Annotated in this window: 14 protein-coding genes; 10 read left to right on the top strand and 4 right to left on the bottom strand. The window is 45.6% G+C overall.

The window, feature by feature from the left end; all coding sequences use genetic code 11:
• Window positions 1-90: 90 nt before the first annotated feature.
• The 3 genes from ACJJIY_RS12570 (at window position 91) to rdgC (ending at window position 4,925) form a co-directional block, all read left to right on the top strand.
• Window positions 91-2,448, top strand: a complete 2,358-nt coding sequence (locus ACJJIY_RS12570; protein ID WP_445358022.1) for a TonB-dependent receptor domain-containing protein — start codon at window positions 91-93, stop codon at window positions 2,446-2,448.
• Window positions 2,449-2,620: 172 nt separating this feature from the next.
• Window positions 2,621-3,745 (top strand): alkaline phosphatase family protein, encoded by a 1,125-nt coding sequence (locus tag ACJJIY_RS12565; RefSeq protein WP_444897975.1) that lies wholly within the window; start codon window positions 2,621-2,623, stop codon window positions 3,743-3,745.
• 187 nt (window positions 3,746-3,932) lie between these two features.
• On the top strand, window positions 3,933-4,925 hold the full coding sequence (gene rdgC / locus ACJJIY_RS12560) for a recombination-associated protein RdgC (RefSeq protein ID WP_444907720.1): 993 nt from the start codon (window positions 3,933-3,935) through the stop codon (window positions 4,923-4,925).
• A 60-nt stretch (window positions 4,926-4,985) separates the two neighbouring features.
• Here rdgC and gnd read toward each other — a convergent pair whose 3' ends face one another.
• The 3 genes from gnd to ACJJIY_RS12545 form a co-directional block, all read right to left on the bottom strand.
• Window positions 4,986-6,506: an NADP-dependent phosphogluconate dehydrogenase gene (gnd, locus tag ACJJIY_RS12555; RefSeq protein ID WP_282932002.1), complete on the bottom strand. Its 1,521-nt coding sequence runs from the start codon at window positions 6,504-6,506 to the stop codon at window positions 4,986-4,988.
• 1,276 nt (window positions 6,507-7,782) lie between these two features.
• The gene (locus tag ACJJIY_RS12550) at window positions 7,783-10,776 is read right to left on the bottom strand and encodes a TonB-dependent receptor (protein ID WP_444897977.1); all 2,994 of its coding nucleotides are present in this window, start codon (window positions 10,774-10,776) and stop codon (window positions 7,783-7,785) included.
• Between the two features lie 319 nt (window positions 10,777-11,095).
• A complete protein-coding gene (locus ACJJIY_RS12545) occupies window positions 11,096-11,611 on the bottom strand; it encodes an RNA polymerase sigma factor (protein ID WP_444897978.1) in 516 nt (171 codons plus the stop codon).
• 968 nt (window positions 11,612-12,579) lie between these two features.
• On the opposite strand from ACJJIY_RS12545, the gene ACJJIY_RS12540 reads away from it, so the two are divergent.
• The 7 genes from ACJJIY_RS12540 (at window position 12,580) to ACJJIY_RS12510 (ending at window position 18,438) form a co-directional block, all read left to right on the top strand.
• Window positions 12,580-12,756, top strand: a complete 177-nt coding sequence (locus tag ACJJIY_RS12540) for a hypothetical protein (protein ID WP_444897979.1) — start codon at window positions 12,580-12,582, stop codon at window positions 12,754-12,756.
• A gap of 43 nt (window positions 12,757-12,799) precedes the next feature.
• Window positions 12,800-13,087, top strand: coding sequence for an alpha/beta hydrolase-fold protein (locus ACJJIY_RS12535; RefSeq protein WP_445358021.1), 288 nt, complete (start codon window positions 12,800-12,802; stop codon window positions 13,085-13,087).
• Window positions 13,088-13,926: 839 nt separating this feature from the next.
• Window positions 13,927-15,396: an alpha/beta fold hydrolase gene (locus ACJJIY_RS12530; protein ID WP_444897980.1), complete on the top strand. Its 1,470-nt coding sequence runs from the start codon at window positions 13,927-13,929 to the stop codon at window positions 15,394-15,396.
• A 123-nt stretch (window positions 15,397-15,519) separates the two neighbouring features.
• Window positions 15,520-16,614 carry a PaaI family thioesterase gene (locus ACJJIY_RS12525; RefSeq protein ID WP_413662716.1) on the top strand — a complete coding sequence of 365 codons (1,095 nt, stop codon included), beginning with the start codon at window positions 15,520-15,522 and terminating at the stop codon, window positions 16,612-16,614.
• A 134-nt stretch (window positions 16,615-16,748) separates the two neighbouring features.
• The gene (locus tag ACJJIY_RS12520; RefSeq protein ID WP_413662717.1) at window positions 16,749-17,282 is read left to right on the top strand and encodes a DUF2058 domain-containing protein; all 534 of its coding nucleotides are present in this window, start codon (window positions 16,749-16,751) and stop codon (window positions 17,280-17,282) included.
• An 8-nt stretch (window positions 17,283-17,290) separates the two neighbouring features.
• Window positions 17,291-17,851, top strand: coding sequence for a DUF1415 domain-containing protein (locus ACJJIY_RS12515; protein WP_445358020.1), 561 nt, complete (start codon window positions 17,291-17,293; stop codon window positions 17,849-17,851).
• Window positions 17,851-18,438, top strand: a complete 588-nt coding sequence (locus ACJJIY_RS12510; protein ID WP_444897982.1) for an endonuclease dU — start codon at window positions 17,851-17,853, stop codon at window positions 18,436-18,438. Before ACJJIY_RS12515 ends, ACJJIY_RS12510 begins: the two co-directional genes overlap by 1 nt.
• 68 nt (window positions 18,439-18,506) lie before the next feature.
• Here ACJJIY_RS12510 and ACJJIY_RS12505 read toward each other — a convergent pair whose 3' ends face one another.
• Window positions 18,507-19,376 carry an alpha/beta hydrolase gene (locus tag ACJJIY_RS12505; protein WP_444897983.1) on the bottom strand — a complete coding sequence of 290 codons (870 nt, stop codon included), beginning with the start codon at window positions 19,374-19,376 and terminating at the stop codon, window positions 18,507-18,509.
• Window positions 19,377-19,466 lie beyond the last annotated feature (90 nt).

Raw genomic sequence — 19,466 nt, 5'->3', positions numbered from 1 at the left:
CAAGACGCGTCAATGTACGCGCGCAAATAACCCAAGCCACTAACCAGGCTGGTTAACACTTGCTGAATCACTACAAACTGGGGTATCCCGATGAATACTAAAAAGACCTACCTGGCAGCCGCCATTTCAGTGGCCACAATAATGAGTGCCAGTCCCGTGACCGCTGAAGACCTCAGCAACGCACAAATTGAAGAAGTAATGGTTCTGGGCTCCGGTAGCACTTTTAACAGCAGCGAAGTATCTGAGGCAATGCGCAAGCAACAGTCCTCTATCACCAGCGTTAATGCACTGATCGATAACCTCCCCGGTGTCTCAGTCAATGAAGGAGATACTTACGGCTTTGACGACTGGTCAACCAATATCAGTATTCGCGGATTTACTAACAGCTTAGATGAACAGCAAATTGGCACCACCATCGATGGTATTCCCAATGGCGGTTCGAATTACGGTGGAGGCTCAAAAGCAAACCGCTTTGTTGATCCGGGTAATATCGGTTCAGTAGAAGTATCACAGGGTACTTCAGATATCGCCTCACGTTCCCACGAAGCCTTGGGAGGCACTATTGATTATCGCACTGATGATCCTTTGGATACACAGCGCAGTCGAATAGAACTGTCCGCAGGCGAGTTTGATGCACAGAGAGTATATTTTCGCTATGACACTGGTATTTTTGCCGGGAACAGCAAAGCCTGGATCTCATACTCTAACCAGGAAGCGACCGACTGGATTACTGAAACCGCTGAGAATGAACGAGAGCATATCGCGGCAAAACTAGTGACCAGCTTGGAAGCTGGTACCATCAAGGCCTACCTATCTTACGACGATATCCACGAAGATAATTATCAACGAATCTATTCGGACGCCCAATTTGAAGAGTACCCTGAAAACGATTTCCTTACCGGCAACTGGTCTGGTATTCCTTATATCGATCAACTTTATCGCCGTGGCTGGTCTACCTTGCGTGAGAACCTGCTGGCCTACACCCAGTTCGATTTTGACCTGACAGATTCATTCAATCTACAGGCCGGACTCTATTACCACAGCAACGAAGGCCGCGGGGACTGGGTGCCCCCTTACCTGGTTGATATTACAGATGACAGCGAACAAGGCGAGCCCGAGTTCCTCGGCGGCTCAACTGCCTACGGCGGTAGCCAGTCGGGCATCATTTATTTTGTTGACGCCAATGGCAATGCCCTTACTTATGATGAAACATGTACAGCGTCAGTCACCAATATCTATGGCGATTCAGGACCGGCCTACAATCCAGATTGCTATGCAGAGGGCGCCATACCCACGATGTCTTATCGGCACACTCATTATGAGAAAGAGCGTGCCGGACTGACTCTAGACTTTACATACGCTACCACCATCGCCGGGTTAGACAATGAGCTGCGAGGCGGCCTCTGGTATGAAGACTCCACCCGTGACGAACACCGCGATTGGCACAAAATCACTGATGCAACTCAAGGTGCCAGTTTCAATTCAACACCCTATTGGGTGCAATACGACCGCAGTTACCCCTCCACCAGCACAAAGTGGTATTTACAGAACTCCCTGACCATCGACACTCTCACTTTGACACTGGGCGCCAAGCAGTTCTTTGTCGATGTTGAAAGGGAAGATCTGTTTCAGGAGTCTTCCGATGCAAGTGTTGACTCTGATTCAGATATCCTGCTCTCCGCCGGTTTGATTTGGGAAACACCCCTGGAAGGTGCAGAGCTGTTCGCAGGCTACGCTGAAAACTTTAAGGCGATTGGAGACAGCGTATTAGAGCGGCCCGATTCAGATCTCGACAATATCGAACCGGAAACCTCAGAGACCACAGAGCTAGGGCTTCGCTATACCGCCGATAATTTCTCGGCAACTGCCACCTATTTTCAAAATGATTTTGAAAACCGGATCATTTTCCTGGATAACAATACTGCCGCAGGTAATAACTATTTGATAGGTACCAATGGGACCTATTTTAATGCCGGCGGAATCGAATCTGATGGTCTGGAACTTTTCCTGGACTACGATTTATCAGAAACTCTAAATCTCTATACATCCTATACCCTGCTGGACACTACCTATATTGGCTCAGGAAACTCAGCAGTAGATGAAACTCAAGGAATAACACCAGGGAATGACGTAGTCGGAATAGCTGATCAACTCTATGTGATTGGCCTGGATTGGAATTCTGAAATATTTTACGGTGGCATCTCCAGTAAGTTTACCGGAGATCGCTTTGTCGACTTAGACAATAGCTGGACAGCTGACTCCTATGTAGTTGTCGATGCCTACCTGGGCATGAATCTGGGAGAATTTAGCCCGGCACTACGGGGAGCCAACCTGAATTTAGTGATAAATAATTTACTGGATGAGGATTACTTAGGAACTGTCGTTTCTGGCGGTGCCTGGATAGGTGCTCCACGGACAGCCTCACTCTCTGCAACTATTGATTTCTAAGATTTTTTTGGCAGCCACACAATCGGCTGGAAATGCTAGCCGATTGTGCGTATGTTTAGTCAAGCAGTAGATTCAAAAATAAAGTGCAATAAATAATAAATATAGTCGAAAAATAATTTTGATTATTTGCGACAAATATAAATAATCCAAAAATATGCAAAGAGCTCTTTCAATGAACAGATTGACTACAGCAATCCTGACCCTGTTTCTTTCTACTCAATCCCTTGCCGCAGACAACCTCGTATTAGTTACTATCGACGGCTTGCGCTGGCAGGAAGTGTTCTCCGGTTATGACCCTGAACTTCTCAACCACGCAGAGTTCACTGAAAATAAACAAGACCTTATCAATCACTTTCACGGCGATTCACTCATCGAAAAACGTCAAAAATTATTGCCTTTTATCTGGCAAACAGTGGCTAAAGAAGGGGTTTTAATTGGCAATCGCGACAAGGGGTCTAAAGCACAAGTTACCAATAGCTGGTGGTTTTCCTATCCCGGTTACAATGAGATTTTAACCGGCTCCGCCGACCCCAAAATCAATAGTAACGACCCAACTCCCAATGCCAATACTACCTTTCTCGAGTGGCTAAACAGCAAATCTGAGTACAAAGGCCAAATCGCTGCATTCGGCAGCTGGGGGGTATTCTCCTCGATACTTAATCGTGATCGCAGTGGTATTTACATTAACGCGGGGCTGGAAGCTGCCGATTGGCCAAAATTGAGCCAAAGAGCAGGGTTTCTCAATGATTTGCAGGGGCAACTGCCGGTTTTCTGGGAAAACGTGCGGCCCGATGCATTTACCTATGGATTTGCAAAAGAGTACTTAATTAGCAAAAAGCCCAAGGTAATGTACATTGCCCTGGGTGAAACTGACGATTTTGCCCACGATGAGGAATATCACCAGTATCTCCACTCCGCACATCGGAGCGACATGATACTCGCCAAACTCTGGCAGACACTGCAATCTCTTGATCAATACCGAGACAATACCAACCTACTCATTACCGTTGACCACGGGCGTGGCAACACCGCTGAATCCTGGCCGCACCACGCCAGTGGCCCTGCACTGACCCAATACTTCGGTAAAGAAGATCACCCCCACAAAGCGGGTATACCCGGCTCCAATGAAATCTGGATTGCCGCACTGGGCCCAGACATTAAGGCCTTGGGAGAAGTATCCAGGGGAGAAGCCATTTTTCAGGATCAGATAGCCGCAACCGCACTACAACTGCTCGGCCATAAGTCAGAAGAGTTCTCGCAGGATAGTGGCAAAGCAATAGACAGTATTCTCAAATAAACCTTTGTTCAGCCAGGCCTGACAAGTTCGGCTGAACAAATTTTCACCGCCTTGGACCAGTAATATTCTGGAGCTTGATAACAACTTAAAGAACCCATCAATTAAGTGTTAACAGGCTCTAGCTGCCCCGCCCCGGTTTCCGCATAATGCAGGCCGCACTCGCAACTGAAAACAGATGGCCTGATGTATGTGGTTTAAAAACCTCCGTATTTATCGTTTGACGAAAGAATTTTCCCTGGATGCTGAAAAATTGAACGAATTGCTGGAGCCCCATGCATTTGTTCCCTGTGGCAGTCAGGACAGCACTCGCTATGGGTGGGTGCCTCCACTAGGGCGCCACGGCAGCCAGTTGGTGCACGCAACTAATGGCTACCTAATGGTCTGTGCTAAGAAGCAAGAAAAAGTGATTCCTGCTGCGGTAGTCAATGAGAAAGTTGAAGAGCTGGCACAAGCTATTTCTGAAAAAGAAGCCAGGCAGGTAGGTCGCAAGGAGCGGCAAAACCTTAAAGACGAGATTCTCCTTGAAATGCGCCCCAAGGCATTCGCTCGCTCCCGTCTGCAATATGCCTATATTGCACCTCAGGATGGTTGGGTAGTGGTTGACGCCTCTTCTGCCTCCGCCGCCGAGGAACTGCTGGAGAACCTCCGCGAGGCTATCAGTAGCCTTGCCGTGGTACCACTCTCCGCTAAGAACCTGCCACAGCAAACGATGACCCACTGGCTCAGTGCCCCTGAAGCACCGCATCAGTTTGATTTTGGCCACGAATGCGAGTTGCGCGATCCCAAAGACAGCGGCAGTGTTATCCGCTGTAAAAACCAGGACCTCTGTGCAGAGGAAATTCACAATCACTTGGTGGCGGGACTACAAGTGCACAAGCTGGGGCTGACCTGGCGTGGGGGCGTTGAATTCCTGGTAGATGATCAGTTGTCCCTAAAGCGTATCAAGTTCAGTGACGAGCTTCTGGAGAAGGCCGATAGTGCCGATGCAGAAAGTGCAGCCCAGAGATTTGATGCAGATTTTGCGGTGATGACTCTGGAGATCTCAGCCTTGACCAAAGACTTGCTCTCCGCCTTCGGTGGCGTCAACACCGAGTCGGCTAGCGTTGAGGAACTGGTCGCCAAAGCCAGCCGCCAAGAGGCGGAGGCCCTGGCCAAAGAGGTAGAAGAGGTCGTTCTTTAGGGAACTCACATTGTGATGCGTACCTGAAAGGCACGTATCACCTGCCCCCTACCCCACCAATCAGATCTCAACCATTGGGCGGCCAGGTTCGGTCCACTGGACGTGGTACTTGCGCTGCTCAGGCTGGTCCACACGCGCAAAGGTATGGGCTCCAAAGAAATCACGCTGTCCTTGTAGCAGGTTCGCCGGCAGCGACTCGGTGCGGAAGGCATCGTAGTAATTGAGCGCCGATGACAGGGCCGGCACCGGAATACCATTCAGAGTGGCGCTCGCCACCGCTTGGCGCCAGTTGGCCTGGTGGTCGGCAATCTGCTGGGTGAAGAAATCATCCAGTAGCAAGTTGGAAAGCTTGGAATCTCGATCGTAAGCATCGCTGATAGATTGCAGGAACACTGCTCGAATGATGCAACCTGCACGCCAAATTCTGGCAATCTCAGAGAAGTTCAACTGCCATCCCTGCTCCCGCGCAGCCAGCTTCATCAAATCGAAGCCCTGAGCGTAAACACAGATCTTTGCGCAGTAGAGAGCGTCGTGCAGCTGTGCAATCACTTCTTCCCGTTGCTCTGGAGCCACCGGTGTCAACTCAGGCCCTTGCAGCTTCTTCGCTGCGCGGGTGCGCAATACCTTCCGGGTAGATAATGAACGGGCGTAAACCGCTTCGGCAATACTCGGAGCCGGACAGCCCACTTCCAGACTGCTCATGGCTGTCCACAGACCAGTACCTTTTTGCCCTGCACGGTCGAGGATAACGTCTACCAGCGGCTGTTCTGTCACAGAGTCCAAAGTAGAGAGCACTTCCGCACTGATATTGATCAGATAGCTGTTCAGCGGGCCTCGATTCCACTCGCGGAATACTTCTGCAATTTCCTCTGGGGCCATGCCCAGCGCCGTGCGCATCACATGGTAGGCCTCACAGATCATCTGCATATCGGCATATTCAATACCGTTATGCACCATCTTCACATAGTGGCCTGAGCCTATCGGGCCGATATAAGCCGCACAGGGCTCACCTTCGCGAACCGGGTTGCCAGGCTCAAAGCGCTCAATCGGCTGGCCGCTGGCTTTATCCACTTTGGCGGCAATAGCATGCCAAACTGGCTCAATACGACTCCAGGCATAACGGTCGCCGCTGGGCATAAGGGATGGCCCAAAACGAGCACCCACTTCGCCCCCGGATACTGCGGTGGTGAAGAAAATCAATTTGCCTTCATACCGTTTAGCCCGCTCTACAGAGTCGGTCCACAGGCTGTTACCAGTATCAACAACGATGTCGTCAGCCTTCAAGCCCGCATCGAGCAGCTTGCTGCATACGTCATCAACGGGGGCTCCAGCCGGAACCGAGAGAATAATCAAGTGCGGGGCTTTAACCTTCGCCAACAGCTCTGTGTAAGAGTTGCAGGCTTCAACACGCGCAGGCAGGTCTCCACGCTCTTTCTTGTCCTGCTCCAGCAGCGCATTCAGCCGGTTGTGATCCAAATCAAAGGCACAGACCCTATAGCCATTGTCGGCCAGGTTCAGGATCAGGTTCTTACCCATCACACCGGCGCCGATAAAGCCAATATCGCACTGTGAATCAGACATCAAGTTCTCCATATAAAGACAGGGGGCTTTCAAGGGCGCGGAGTATAGCAATATGAATCTGGAGCAGGGAGAGCAAAAACCAAACAAAATTGCCCAGAGGGCAGCAAATACAGCCTACAAGGTGTAGAAGCCGATAGCAGGTGGTCCGCTATGGGCAAATACTCCCGACCTCGTGCATCTTATCTTTTGGTGCCAACCGGCAATTCAATTGCCCCGACACCAGAGCTCCATAAGTTATTTCAAGTCTATGACGCTTTATAAGAAAAGCTGATAACGAACTGTAAGAGCAAGAATATATCCGCCCAATACGCTAATTGGGGAAATCGCTTCCGATGAGGCTGAGTTTCCTAACGATAACGCAGCCGGTTTCCCCATGTACCGTAAGTGGCACTATCATTACTAACCCATAATCCTCCATCACAACTACTTAATCTGCCTATAAATCCATTTTATCGATTAAATTGAATTTTTAACAAAATCAAGGCATGTGAAATTTAATAAAGTAAAACCCATATTCTTTGGAAATTTGACTGAGAGGGATGACCTTGGACACCCTACTTAACTGAGCTTACTAACAAATGAAAGCCAACAATAAAATAAACCATAAAATACAATCAATCCATTATTTGGCCTTCCAGGATTTATAGCCAACACCTCGATACTGGAATTTCAATATTCGCTTCACTACAGCAAAGCGCAAAATAAAAGCTCTTAACTTTACTGAAAGTAAGAAATAAACGATGAAAATAAATTGACTTTTTCAGCAAGATGGAAACTCACGATTTATCCTATAAGTGCATGAGCAATACCATGGTCATTAAAAATAGACTTATTAAGTCGACCGCCGGTGAATATGCTGGAGACCTCATAAGATCATTGAATCAGCCAAATGGAAAAACTACCTTCAACAGCGCCAAAACTCCCAGCGCAGGTTCAGACAACTAGAGGGAAATTAATAGTGTAATTTCAACAAGCTCTCATTTCACCTATACAGCCTCTAAGTCTATCCCACCTTAATTAATAGCCCTAGATGCTAACAACACTAGCATTACGGAAACAGTTAATTTATATACCTGCCAACAATAATCAATGACTATTTTTGTAACCCAAAACTCATATGCAGTACGAAAACTGGCAGCGCCCCTAAAGCCAAGACCGCCAGATTTCAGAAGACATCAATAAAAATGCAAAAATAGGTTGGCAAGAAATCCTCTCACCAACCTACATATTCATTCAATCAAATATAAGCAATGAATCACAGATTTCACCGGATTAATCAAAACCCTTTACTAACACTTAAGCCAACAATACGAGGCTCTAATGTAAACACATTAGTAGTAAGACCTGAATCATCACTATTAGTGAACATATCAGTGATAGGCGCATCATCAAAAATATTCTTCACGTAGAGCTGCATATATAGATCAGAGTCAGGATTGCTGAGGCTAACTGAAGTATTGAGATTACTCCAAGCCTTCAAACGATCATACTCAGTATTATATACACGAGCATAACTTTCCGACTGACGGTAGTAGTCTGCTCGTAGAGTTAAATCCCAATTCTCAATAGGAATCGTATGTTCCACTCCGAAATTAACAGTGAAACGTGGTGCATTGGGTAACTCATTTCCACTTAAATCAGCAGAAAAACCACGCCCCCCATTAGGTGCATCCGTTAGCGGGTTGTAGGGATCGACTCCATAATTGATATCATGGCGCAAAGCATCCGAGACTTCGATTTCTGGAGAGAATGAACCATACTGGGCGGAACCCGCACAAAGCGACCAAATAGCAAAAATATTAGGTGCAGGCGCAGCCATAACGGTTTCAACTAAATCCACAGGTGCAATACAATTAGACGGCACTTGGATGCTGGGACGAACCAGTACCCAATCTTCATTGCCCTGAGTACGATCCATCACGTCAACAGATTCCTCTCCATCTGCAATTCGGGTTTTCAGGTACCCTAAATTCATATCTATTCGTGTTGCATCTGTAAGCTGCCAAGCCAGCTCAAGCTCAAGCCCCATAGTTTCCGCATCAAAATTCTCATTGAGAGAAATTCGGTCAACAATTTGAGAGACTTGATAGTCGGTATAATCGTAATAAAAGGCGCTAGCATTGAGCGATAAGCTACCATCAAAAAGAATGTTCTTACTGCCAAACTCAATTGCGTTAACAAACTCCGGCTCAAAAGAATCTTCCAGGGGCTGAAACTGTACTATTGCTGGATCAACCTCGGCTCGGGGAGGGTTAGTACCACCACCTTTGTAGCCATGGGCAAAGGACATATAGAGCATAGTTTCATCCGTAAAAGGCAGATCCGTTCTCCAGTCCAAAACTGCACGCCCGGTGTACTCCTTCCAGTTCTGGGTCACCGGATCACCTTCCGGATAGCCTCGATGGACAAGCCCCCCTGAGATTTCACCGGAGGAGACTTCCCCCGTTACCGGATCATAAAAAGTACCTAACAACAGCTGACTGGGTACCGGAGTAGAGCGCTTGCGATCATTTGTATAGCGAAGGCCGGTAGTTAGCTTTACATCATCATTAATTTGCCAATAAGTTTCACCAAATAATGCCCAAGAATTAACTTCCACCAAATTTCGGCTCAAGAAATAGTTATGTCCTTCCTCATCAATGTTTTCTATCGAATTAGGGTCAACATAAATACAATCCGCACCGACATTTACCTCTGGATCAGTACAGTTTTGAAATACTAAATTGAAATATTCATCGCGGTCGGCATTATGTAGATATTGCGCCACCATACTAAATATATTATTGAATACGAAATAGTCATCTTGGGTTTTAAAGTCTAAGTAGTTTGTGCCCACTGAGAAATTCCAAGGGCCATCAAAAGATGTTTGCAATCGGAATTCTTGGCTCCACTGCTTATTATCTGATCGACTAATATCAACCGCCAACAGTCCTTCAGAGGGTCCCAACTGTGGATCAGTAAAAACTCCCCCCGGTGTAGGTTCTAAATTACCCCCATCATTAAAGATGGGATCTGAAACATAACGATTATAATCTTGGGATGAATAGTAATCGTCCTTAGCATAAGTCGACTGAGAGTAAAATGTGAGAGAGTCTGTCAGGCCCCATTCGAAGTTCAGTTGCACTAAGTCATTCTCTGCGCGAAATACCGGATCATAACTGGTTTCAATTTTACGAAGATCACGCGACTGTGTTGAATTCGCATAAGGGTCAGTAAACCAGTCAATAACCTGGCCATAGCTCGTGACAATTAACCCGGTAGCCAAAACGCTCGCAAAACCCTGGGCATTGGGTGCGCTGTAAGCGTCATCACTATAAATCGAGCTAGGCAGACAACCCTGACTAAAAAACACTGGCGTAAAGCCTGTTAGTTCAGTATCACCAATATGTGTTCGGCCTGGATCTTTTGTACAAAGTTGCTTGCCCGTGCGCGAGCGCCGATCATCTTCTTCAAAGTGCTGCCATATTAAGTTGGCACTAAAGGATTCACTGGGCTCCCACTCAAAGATTGCACGAGTAGAATATAGATCGCGGTCATTAACATCGTTACCGGTATAAGTGTTATAGTCAAAACCATCACGCTTAGTCATGGCTCCGGAGAGACGCAACGCCATGGTCTCCCCCAATGGGATATTAAACATTCCGCTGGCGCGTTTGGTGTTATAACTGCCCACCTCCGCCTTAATCTCAGAGGCAAACTCATCTCCAGGCATAATTGGCAGCATATTAACTACGCCAGCTGTCGCATTGCGGCCATAAAGTGTACCTTGGGGGCCACGCAAGACTTCAACCCGTTGCACATCAAAGAATTCTTGCTCAAATAATCGATTGCGAATTAAAGGAGCATTGTTAAAGCTCACAGCAACCGCCGGGTCTGAAGCAGCAGAAACAGCTTTAGTGCCTATACCGCGAATAGAGAAGTTATAGGTGCTGAAGTTGGATTTGGAAAAATTGGTATTTGGGACAGCTCGTAGTAACTCCTCCCCCCGCTCAATCTTAAGGTCATCCATACTGTCGCCACTGAGTGCAGATACTGCAATGGGCACATCTTGAATACTCTCTTCAATCTTCTGCGCAGTAACCGTGATCTCCTCAATCGCCTGTCTTGGGTGTTTGCTTTCTTCACTCTCCTGGGCGCTGGAAATGGTAGGAACAACTGCAATTGCCAAAGAGGCAACAATGGAGCTGTACCAGGGAGTAATTTGGCATGAATGTCCAGATTGATAAATCGCTTGTGCAATCAATGTTTTCTTTTTGACAGGTTTCATCATCACACTACGTCTCTCTTTATTGTCGGTATTATTGGGTTATTGACCTGATATAAACCTATTTCAGGTTTAACAATACTTAAGACGCGAGAGCTAAAAGAAAGGGGGGATAAAAAATAAACTTGATTTTCTGGAAGTCAAAACAGAATTATTAACTAAATATTTCGAAAGCTACAGCAGTTAGAACTAAAAAAGCCAAACCTCTGGCGTAGCGCTATCAGAATCACTCACCAAAAAATTTCTAGTTGAGCTTATTGTCCCGTTAGACATCTACTCGAAAAAAGGTTACAACCTACAGTACAATATAAAATATTTTGCGCCATCAAGGAGCTTCCTCTGCCACCTGCCTAACCTTGGTCAAAGCACGTTGTATTAATTCTTTAACCGAATCCTTAGAGATTCCCATTTGCTCCGCAATTGCTTGATAAGTCATTCCCTCAAAGCGATGATAGCGAAAAGCTGTACCAGCTCTTGGCGGCAATCCTAAAATAGCTTCCTGCACTCGGGTATAAGCCTGTATTCCCATCACCGTCCGTTCCGGACTAATCATGTAAGGGATGTCGACTTTGTGATCAATAGAGTCATGTAACCCTCCACACCTAGACTTTTGACGCCTACCATGACTAATCAAAAGATTTCTTGCCATGGCATAGATGTAAATTCTTGGGTTTTCGATTTGCCCTCCATACTTTTTGATACGAATATATAACTGAATAAAAACCTCCTGGACTAGATCATCAACATCAGATAGATTAACTCGGGAAGAAAAGTAACGTTTCAAATCCAATCCATACTCACCAACCCACTGCGTCACATCATCCTGATAAAAGTTTTCCATTTTTCTAGTGAACCATCTCGTGTGACCGACCGGTTTCCCTGAGCTTCTGGAAAATTTTGCAATACTTAGTACAACTTACAGAGGCTCTCTAGAGACAATGAACAAAACAAACCATCGATCAATTATTTTTTGGTCAAATTATTTTTGTAGTACAAAACCAGCCTTTTTTTCAAAATCGAGTATCAACTAGCTAAACCGATATAAGTCTTTAGTTTTACTAAAGTTAACTTCCCCTAAAAACACAGGGAGTAGACAAAAAACATACGATAAACGACCACCTCCAGCGGTTGGAAAAAAGTAACGCCTAAATTACAAGCATAGAGAGGTATTACTATGAACTTCAGCGCCTAAAGGCTAATCAAATCGTAGACTATTAACCTTCAAAAGGAGGGAAAATAAAAGAGGGGAAAATGGAACAAGTACTTGGATAATTGTAGATATGAAAAAGTTACATTACGAAATATAAAAATAGAATTACTTACTTCTTCCGTTTTTGTAGTAGTAAAGTAGATTTTTACACTTCCACAGAAACATTGAGAGCTTCATACTCTTTATCTTATTACAAAAAAAATTGCTATCTTTTGAATAAATCTTATGCGAACAGTTTTCAAGATGAATCATTTCTATATGCTAGAGTACTTTCCTGACTTTTTGTTCACGCCGGCATAGTCGCAACTGGGAAAGAAAATGACACTTTCGTTTATAGAGCCTGTCAAGCCACTATACAAAAAGTACAAGCGTTTTATCCGTGCTAAAGCCCTGATAGGGTCCTAAGCAACCTTGTTTTGCACCCTCAGCCTTTGTTCAGCCCCTCCACTTTCAGTGAACGCAGACATCTCACCGTTCCAAATTCCTCGAAGCAGCAGCCTGGAGTTAAAGATCCTATCAGTACTAGGTCCTATTCACTTTACGTTAAGTTACCTAAGAGTTACGAAAGTACCCTCGACTAACGATATCCTTTAGTGCTTATGACAGATGCAGACTCAGCCTTTCAGGCCACTTCAGGTACAACTCAAGTGGCGATGGATTTAGGCAAACTGCAGGAAGTCATTTTAGTTGGACTATCTTACTCAAAAGGGTCAAAAATCATGCCAGCCGTATTCGGGACTTTACCCCCATCATCGATAAAAACTGGAAATATTTAACTGCAAGGCCTATGAGCATGCCACTTTTATTCATGACGTCATTTTGCCCCTCCTAGCAAGATCATATCGCCTATTTGACAGTGGACACACGTTTATAGGGCACTCTCTAGGCGAGCTATTTGGCACATATATGTTGCTTACCAGGCCAAGCGGCTTTGATAACTATATCCTCAGCAGTCTATCGATGTGGCACGATCGTGCAAGAATCCTTAATGTGAAAGCTACTCCCAGCTCTAATCACCGAAAGGTGTTTATTGAAGTTGGTGCTATAGAAACTCCAGAAAAAAGCCAAACTCGCAACGACATGTTAAGGGGAGCGAGGCAGCCCTAAAGAAAATTAATCATTGAAGAAGGCTAGAGGTAAGCTCCCGACTGTTCATTATTCCAGAAGCAAATCATGGCACTTCATTTCCAACTACTGCCATTCAGGACTTGGGCTGCCTATACAAAACAATCATGCAAGAGCAACAGTAACGTAAACTAATAGATGACAGTTTCATTAATACAAAGGTCTTTTATATCAACGGATGCAACCACTAAAATTTATAAAAATTTCATAGGTGTGATCAACAAACCAAAGATAAAAAGGCTATCCTTATTGTTATAGCTGGCATTTTTTCATTGACACTATAGCCTCACTTTACCAAAGCTATTATCTAGGGATGATAAACTTCAAATCGCCATACGATTCTCCCTCAGATACCCTACTTCAGGTAAAATATCTACACCAGAGGCAACCCATGAATCTGAGCATAATGATTTTTATAACAACCCATAATACCTGAACACTTGCCAGCCCAGGCGTAGAACCATTTTCTAGTTATTTTAGAGCAAGAGCTTAATTTCCGCGTAATGAATTTAAGGCAAGCTAGCTTTCATGGAGTAGCAATGTTGCCTATCAATGATTATAACCTTGCACGGACCCCATAAACCCATTAGCACTGGGGTTTAAACATCCACCGTCTATTTTTCGGACTTCTGTCTGACAGCCCAATTAAACCGAAATCCCTAGTGAGAGGTTAATAGCTTATATTACCGATATTCACGAGGTATCTATATCGAGAAAAGCCCCATGGGCTCTCGAATAAACTTTTTATCCACTTGAAAATAAGAGCCCAATCTAAAACAATAACATTCGCCTAAGTTCGACAATAAGGAAGTATCGAAACAATGAAAAATAACGCCAAAAAAGCACATCTTTTAGCTCCGCTAATAATAATGCTATCACTGAGCCCTGTCAGCGGATCAGCAAAGTCCATTAACAATGAAAAACCGCACACCCTTACTACATGGAGCAAACAAACTGCAGAGGGCTATCAAGGCTTTATTGAGGTTCCAGAAGATCGCACTAAGAAAGATAGCCGTAATATCACCCTCCAATATGTAAGGTTTCCTGCAACAGGAAAGAAAGTGGGTCCACCAATAATCTACCTGGCAGGCGGCCCTGGTGGCTCAGGAATTACGGCCGTTAACTATCGCTTTGATATGTTTATGGCGTTGCGACAATTTGGTGATGTTATCGCATTAGATCAACGTGGTAGCGGCCATTCCAATGACCTTCCCAATTGTGAATCCAAGCAAATTGTACCTTCCCTTGAACCAATCACCGATACCCAGTATATCAACTACCACCGCAAAGCCCTAAAAGAGTGCTTACACTTTTGGGAGCTTACTGGTGTAAACCTAAATGCCTATAATACTCTCGAAAATGCCCGAGATCTTGATGCCATACGGAGCCATTTGGGTGCAGAGAAAATAGTATTGTGGGGAACATCTTATGGAAGCCATCTCTCTTTGGCAGCGGTAAAGGAGATCGAAGGTTCTATTGATAAGCTAATTTTATCCAGTGCAGAGGGTTTGGACCAAACCATCAAGCTGCCCGCCCGAACAGATTACTATCTAAACCGTCTACAACAGGCAGTCAATCAGCAACCCGCAGCAAAAAAAGCCTATCCAGATATTAAAGCACTTATAAGCCGAGTCCATAAAAAACTTGAGTCACAACCATTGAAAATTAAAATCCCTCAACGGGATGGCAGGGAAGTCGAATCCCTCCTACAGCGTAGGGATATGCAACAACTAGCCTCGGCATTCATTGCGGACCCTAAAAGTGTCAGCCATCTACTCAGGTTTTATCGCGATTTGGACCAAGGAGCTACATTAAGTTTCGACAAGGTGCCCAGACGTTACTTCCCCGATGAATTTCTGCAACCAGGCATACCCATATCCCTGCGCCCGATGCCTACGGCGATGGATATAGCCTCTGGAATTGATATGAAGCGTAAAGCACAGGTTGTTGAGCAGGCACAAAAATCTCTACTGAAAGACTACCTAAATTTCTCTCTGCACTACGATAATTTGGCGCCAGAGTTAGACCTTGGGGATAAATTTCGAGAAAAGCCAGTCAGCAATATTCCGGTATTACTATTTAGCGGGACCTTGGACGGAAGAACTTATCTGGAAGGTCAATATGAAGCCATTTCAGGGTTCAAAAACGCCACTAAAGTAACAGTCGAAAATGCAGGGCATAATTTATTAATGGCTTCTCCTGAAGTCCAGGATGCGATAAATCTATTTATGGAGGGGCAGCCTATCCCGAATACCCATATCGTAGCCAAACTACCCAACTTAGCTCCATAACCAGTATCCGCCGATCGATAGCTGCGCTGTTAGGGTAAAAGACTCTTCCGCAGCTTTCTCCCTTTCTCGCATCCAACAAACCCTCACATTACCCTTGTCCTACAAGCAACTGGAGGCTGGGGGATGACCAATATCACCGACGAAGTCCATCGTGGTGCCATCTGTGACCTCAGGGCGTTGCAGCAACCTGGTCTCGACACCTTTAAACGTTACATTCGCGGCAGCTTACCCGGGCCCCCTTTTTGGCGACTAACGGGTATGACTCCCACCGAGGCCGGCCTTGGTAAGGCCACCTATTCTATGCCTATTACGCCGTGGCTAGCTGATGGGACCGGGATCTATTGGGGGGGTATCTATGCGATGTTTGCAGACGCCCCCTTGGCCTCCGCAATATGGACAACCTTGCCAGCTGGTAAAGTCTTGAGCACATCAGAATTAAATATGTGCTTTATTCGACCCATCACTAGCAGTACACAAAATATTGTTGGTAGAGCTACGACCGTTCATTCAGGCAACCAGGTGGGGCTCTCAAGTATTCAGATTAACGATCAGGAGGGGAGAACCCTCGCTTTCGGTAGCACTCGCTGCCTTATTGCCGACTTTCCAGTCAACCCAGATCAGGAGCTTCCAATTCCCGACCTAGGACCAACAGATACACCTGACCCTTATCTTCGCCCTCCTCCAAAAACGTTCTTTTGCGACATGGCACACTTACCGGAGCAAGTCCCTATCGAACTGCAGAGAACCACGATTAGTGAGGGGCGAACTCACCCTATCTGGATGCTCACAGGTTACCGCGCAATAGAGGTTGAAAATGGTCGCTGTATCTCGACTATGCCCTCCTCTCCCTGGTTCTCCAATGGGACCCTTTCTATATATGGTGGACTTTTGGCATGGGCCGCAGATTTCACCATGGGAGGCGCGGTCTACTCCACACTGCCTGCAGGATCTATATTCGCTACTCTGGACATGCATATCCGCTTTGCTCGCCCAGCCAAGCTCAACAGTGGCGACTTGATTCTGGAGGCGCAGGTACTCCACCGCGGCCGGCAGCTGAGAGTATCCTCTTGCAACATTGATACTCCCAGTGGCAAGCGGGTGGCTATTGCTACTGGCTCAGCCCTGGTAATTCCAGGGGGCGCTCAAATGCTGAGTGACGGCAAGGAACCCGATGAAATCATCGCAACTGCTACCTCCGGTAAGCCTTGGACACCATAAAAATCTTTAGCGGTAGTTGGACCATCTTCAGGTAAAATACCCTCACAAACTATCAACCCATATGGTTGGTGAAAATTTGATCAGGCATACCTGTAAAGGCTGCCGAAACTTTAGACTTTCACGGGGAAGAGACTATGGCCTCATTGCAAGACCAACTACTCCAAGCAGGACTTGTCGATAAAAAGAAAGCCAAACAAATCAGCAAAGATAAACGGAAGCAACAGAAAGTTGCGAAGAAGTCTTCACAACCCCAGATTGATGAAACAAAGCTAGCAGCACAAAAGGCTCAAGCAGAGAAAGCCGCTCGTGATCGCGCCCTCAATGCTGAGCGCGATGCGGCTGCACAGCAGAAAGCTATTGCCGCGCAAATCAAGCAATTGGTGGAAAAAAATCGCCAACCTTATTCTGGTGAAATTACTTATAACTTCACTTTCGACAAAAAAATCAAAACCATCTATGTCAGCGAAGAATTAAGGGATCACTTGATTGCGGGGCGCCTGATGATTGTTGTCCAGGGAGAACAATTTGAGTTGGTTCCACGGGTTATTGCCGAGAAAATTGCGGAGCGCAATAGCGATATCGTAATCAGGCCTGCTGAAAGTTCAGCAGTGGTAGATGAAGATGATCCCTATGCAGACTTTCAGATCCCCGATGATCTTATGTGGTAAGCAGTCAAATGGAAAAAGCTGTTACTCAGGCGGTAGAACAATGGCTTACTGATGTGGTTGTCGGTCTCAACCTCTGCCCTTTCGCACGCAAACCTCTGCGTGCAGGGCAAATTCGACTCAAGGTGAGTCCTGCCACAGGAGACGAGGCGCTACTCAGTGATCTATTGTCGGAATTACGTCGGCTCGATACCACTTCGGAATCTGAATTGCTTACCACCTTATTGATTATCCCTAATGACCTAGGGAAATTCAGCGACTACAACCAGTTCCTGGATTTAGCAGAGTGGTTACTGGAACGCAACGACTATGTAGGCACCTATCAATTAGCCAGCTTCCACCCAGATTATCAATTTTCTGGCACTGCAGCCGCCGATGCGGAAAACCTAACTAATCGCGCACCCTATCCTATCTTACACCTGCTGAGAGAAGAAAACCTGGAAAAAATGATTGATCTATATCCAGATCCAGAGAGTATTCCAGAAAATAATATCCGTCGTATGGAATCATTAAGCCATGAGGAAAAACTAAAGTTATTTCCCTACTTATTTCTTCAGGGCAACAAGAAATAATGAAGTCTCTGGCAGAATTATTACGATTAAGGAAGCAGATCCGAGTTATCGGTTTTGATGACGCCCCTTTTGAAAAACGAAGGGGCGCGCCGGTAAAAGTAAGCGGTATTGTCTGCACCAAAACTCGCTTTGAGGGAATGCTTTGGGGGCAGGTAAGCAAAGATGGGATGGAAGCTACAGAAACACTTGCCACACTGCTGAAAGAAAGTAAATTCTACAGCCAGGTAAATGTCGTATTGACCGATGGAGTAGCAGTGGGTGGTTTCAATATTATTGATCTACCCAAGCTGGCCGATATCTTACAGCGCCCTTGTATCGCGTTAATGCGAAAACCACCAGACATTCAAGCCATTGATAAAGCGCTGCAAAATTTTCCTGACTATCAACTGCGTAAAGAAACCTTGATGAAAGCTGGGAGTATCCATAACTACAATAACTTCCATTTTCAAGTGCAGGGATGTGAACCGGAGATTGCCGCCCAGGTGTTAGAGCAAACCACTGACACTGGGTATGTCCCTGAAGCTCTACGTTTAGCTCATATGATTGGCGCGGCAGTAATGACCGGACAAAGTGGCAAATGCGCATAATTCCAATAGCATAACAGATCTACCATTTGTCGCGGGCAGCTATAGCTCATCTTTTACCGCGAGAATTATTATATTGCCCACAAATCCTGATATACCCACCTTAAACCTTTTGCCAACCCCACCGGGAAAGTGGAATAGTGGTCCGTACCGCTCACCACCTCTCCACTAAGCTTTAATCCACGATAATTACGCGACTGTAACTTAGCAAGAAATCTCTTATGCCCATCTACCATATCATTACGCATGTGGCTCTTTTGTATTGTCTCCAAAGCGCCAGTGGCAATATAGACGTTTACAGGCAGTGTGTTGTTATGGCTTGCATATTTATCCTCCAAATCAAAGATCATTTCATCCTTAAACCAAAGAGAAGGACTTGTCAGGATATAAGTGGAAAACAACTGTGGATTGGTAAGTAATACCCAAGCACCAAAAGATCCACCCAGTGAATGACCTGAAAGAATCCTACGTGTGGGATCCCCCCTAAAGCTCCCCTCAATAAAGGGCATTACTTCTTTTTCAATAAACTGTAAGTACTTACTGGCTCCACCAGTTGTAAAACGCTTCCACCCACTATCGACTACGGGCGTGAGATCTCGAACTCGACTATACTGTCCGTTTTCTCCGTGAGCGAATGAAATAGCAACTACGATGGCTTTATCCATATCCTTAAAGTGTGTAACACCCGAGGCAACCTTAAATGTATGAGGCCCATCATTAAGGTAAATTATCGGGTAGGTCTTATTTTTATTGTCATCGTTCGAGTAACCTGATGGTAACTTCACGTACAAGTCGTATTTGCGTTTGAGAATATCAGAGTCAACTGTATATATTTTAGATCCACTTAACTCAAAAGATTCAGAAACCTTGGTAATGAGGGGCTTTGCAATTAGTGAATTAGACAGCACCAGAATGGCTATCAGCAGAATAGCTCTAATCATATTTAACCTAGTTTAATTTTATACTCAATATTGCTTTAAGAAAAAATTCGCTACCAACAAAAATGTAAGTCAGTTAAACCCTGAATATAA

Source organism: Microbulbifer maximicatervae (SeqCode), assembly GCF_052468155.1.
This window is presented reverse-complemented; position numbering and strand designations above follow the sequence as displayed.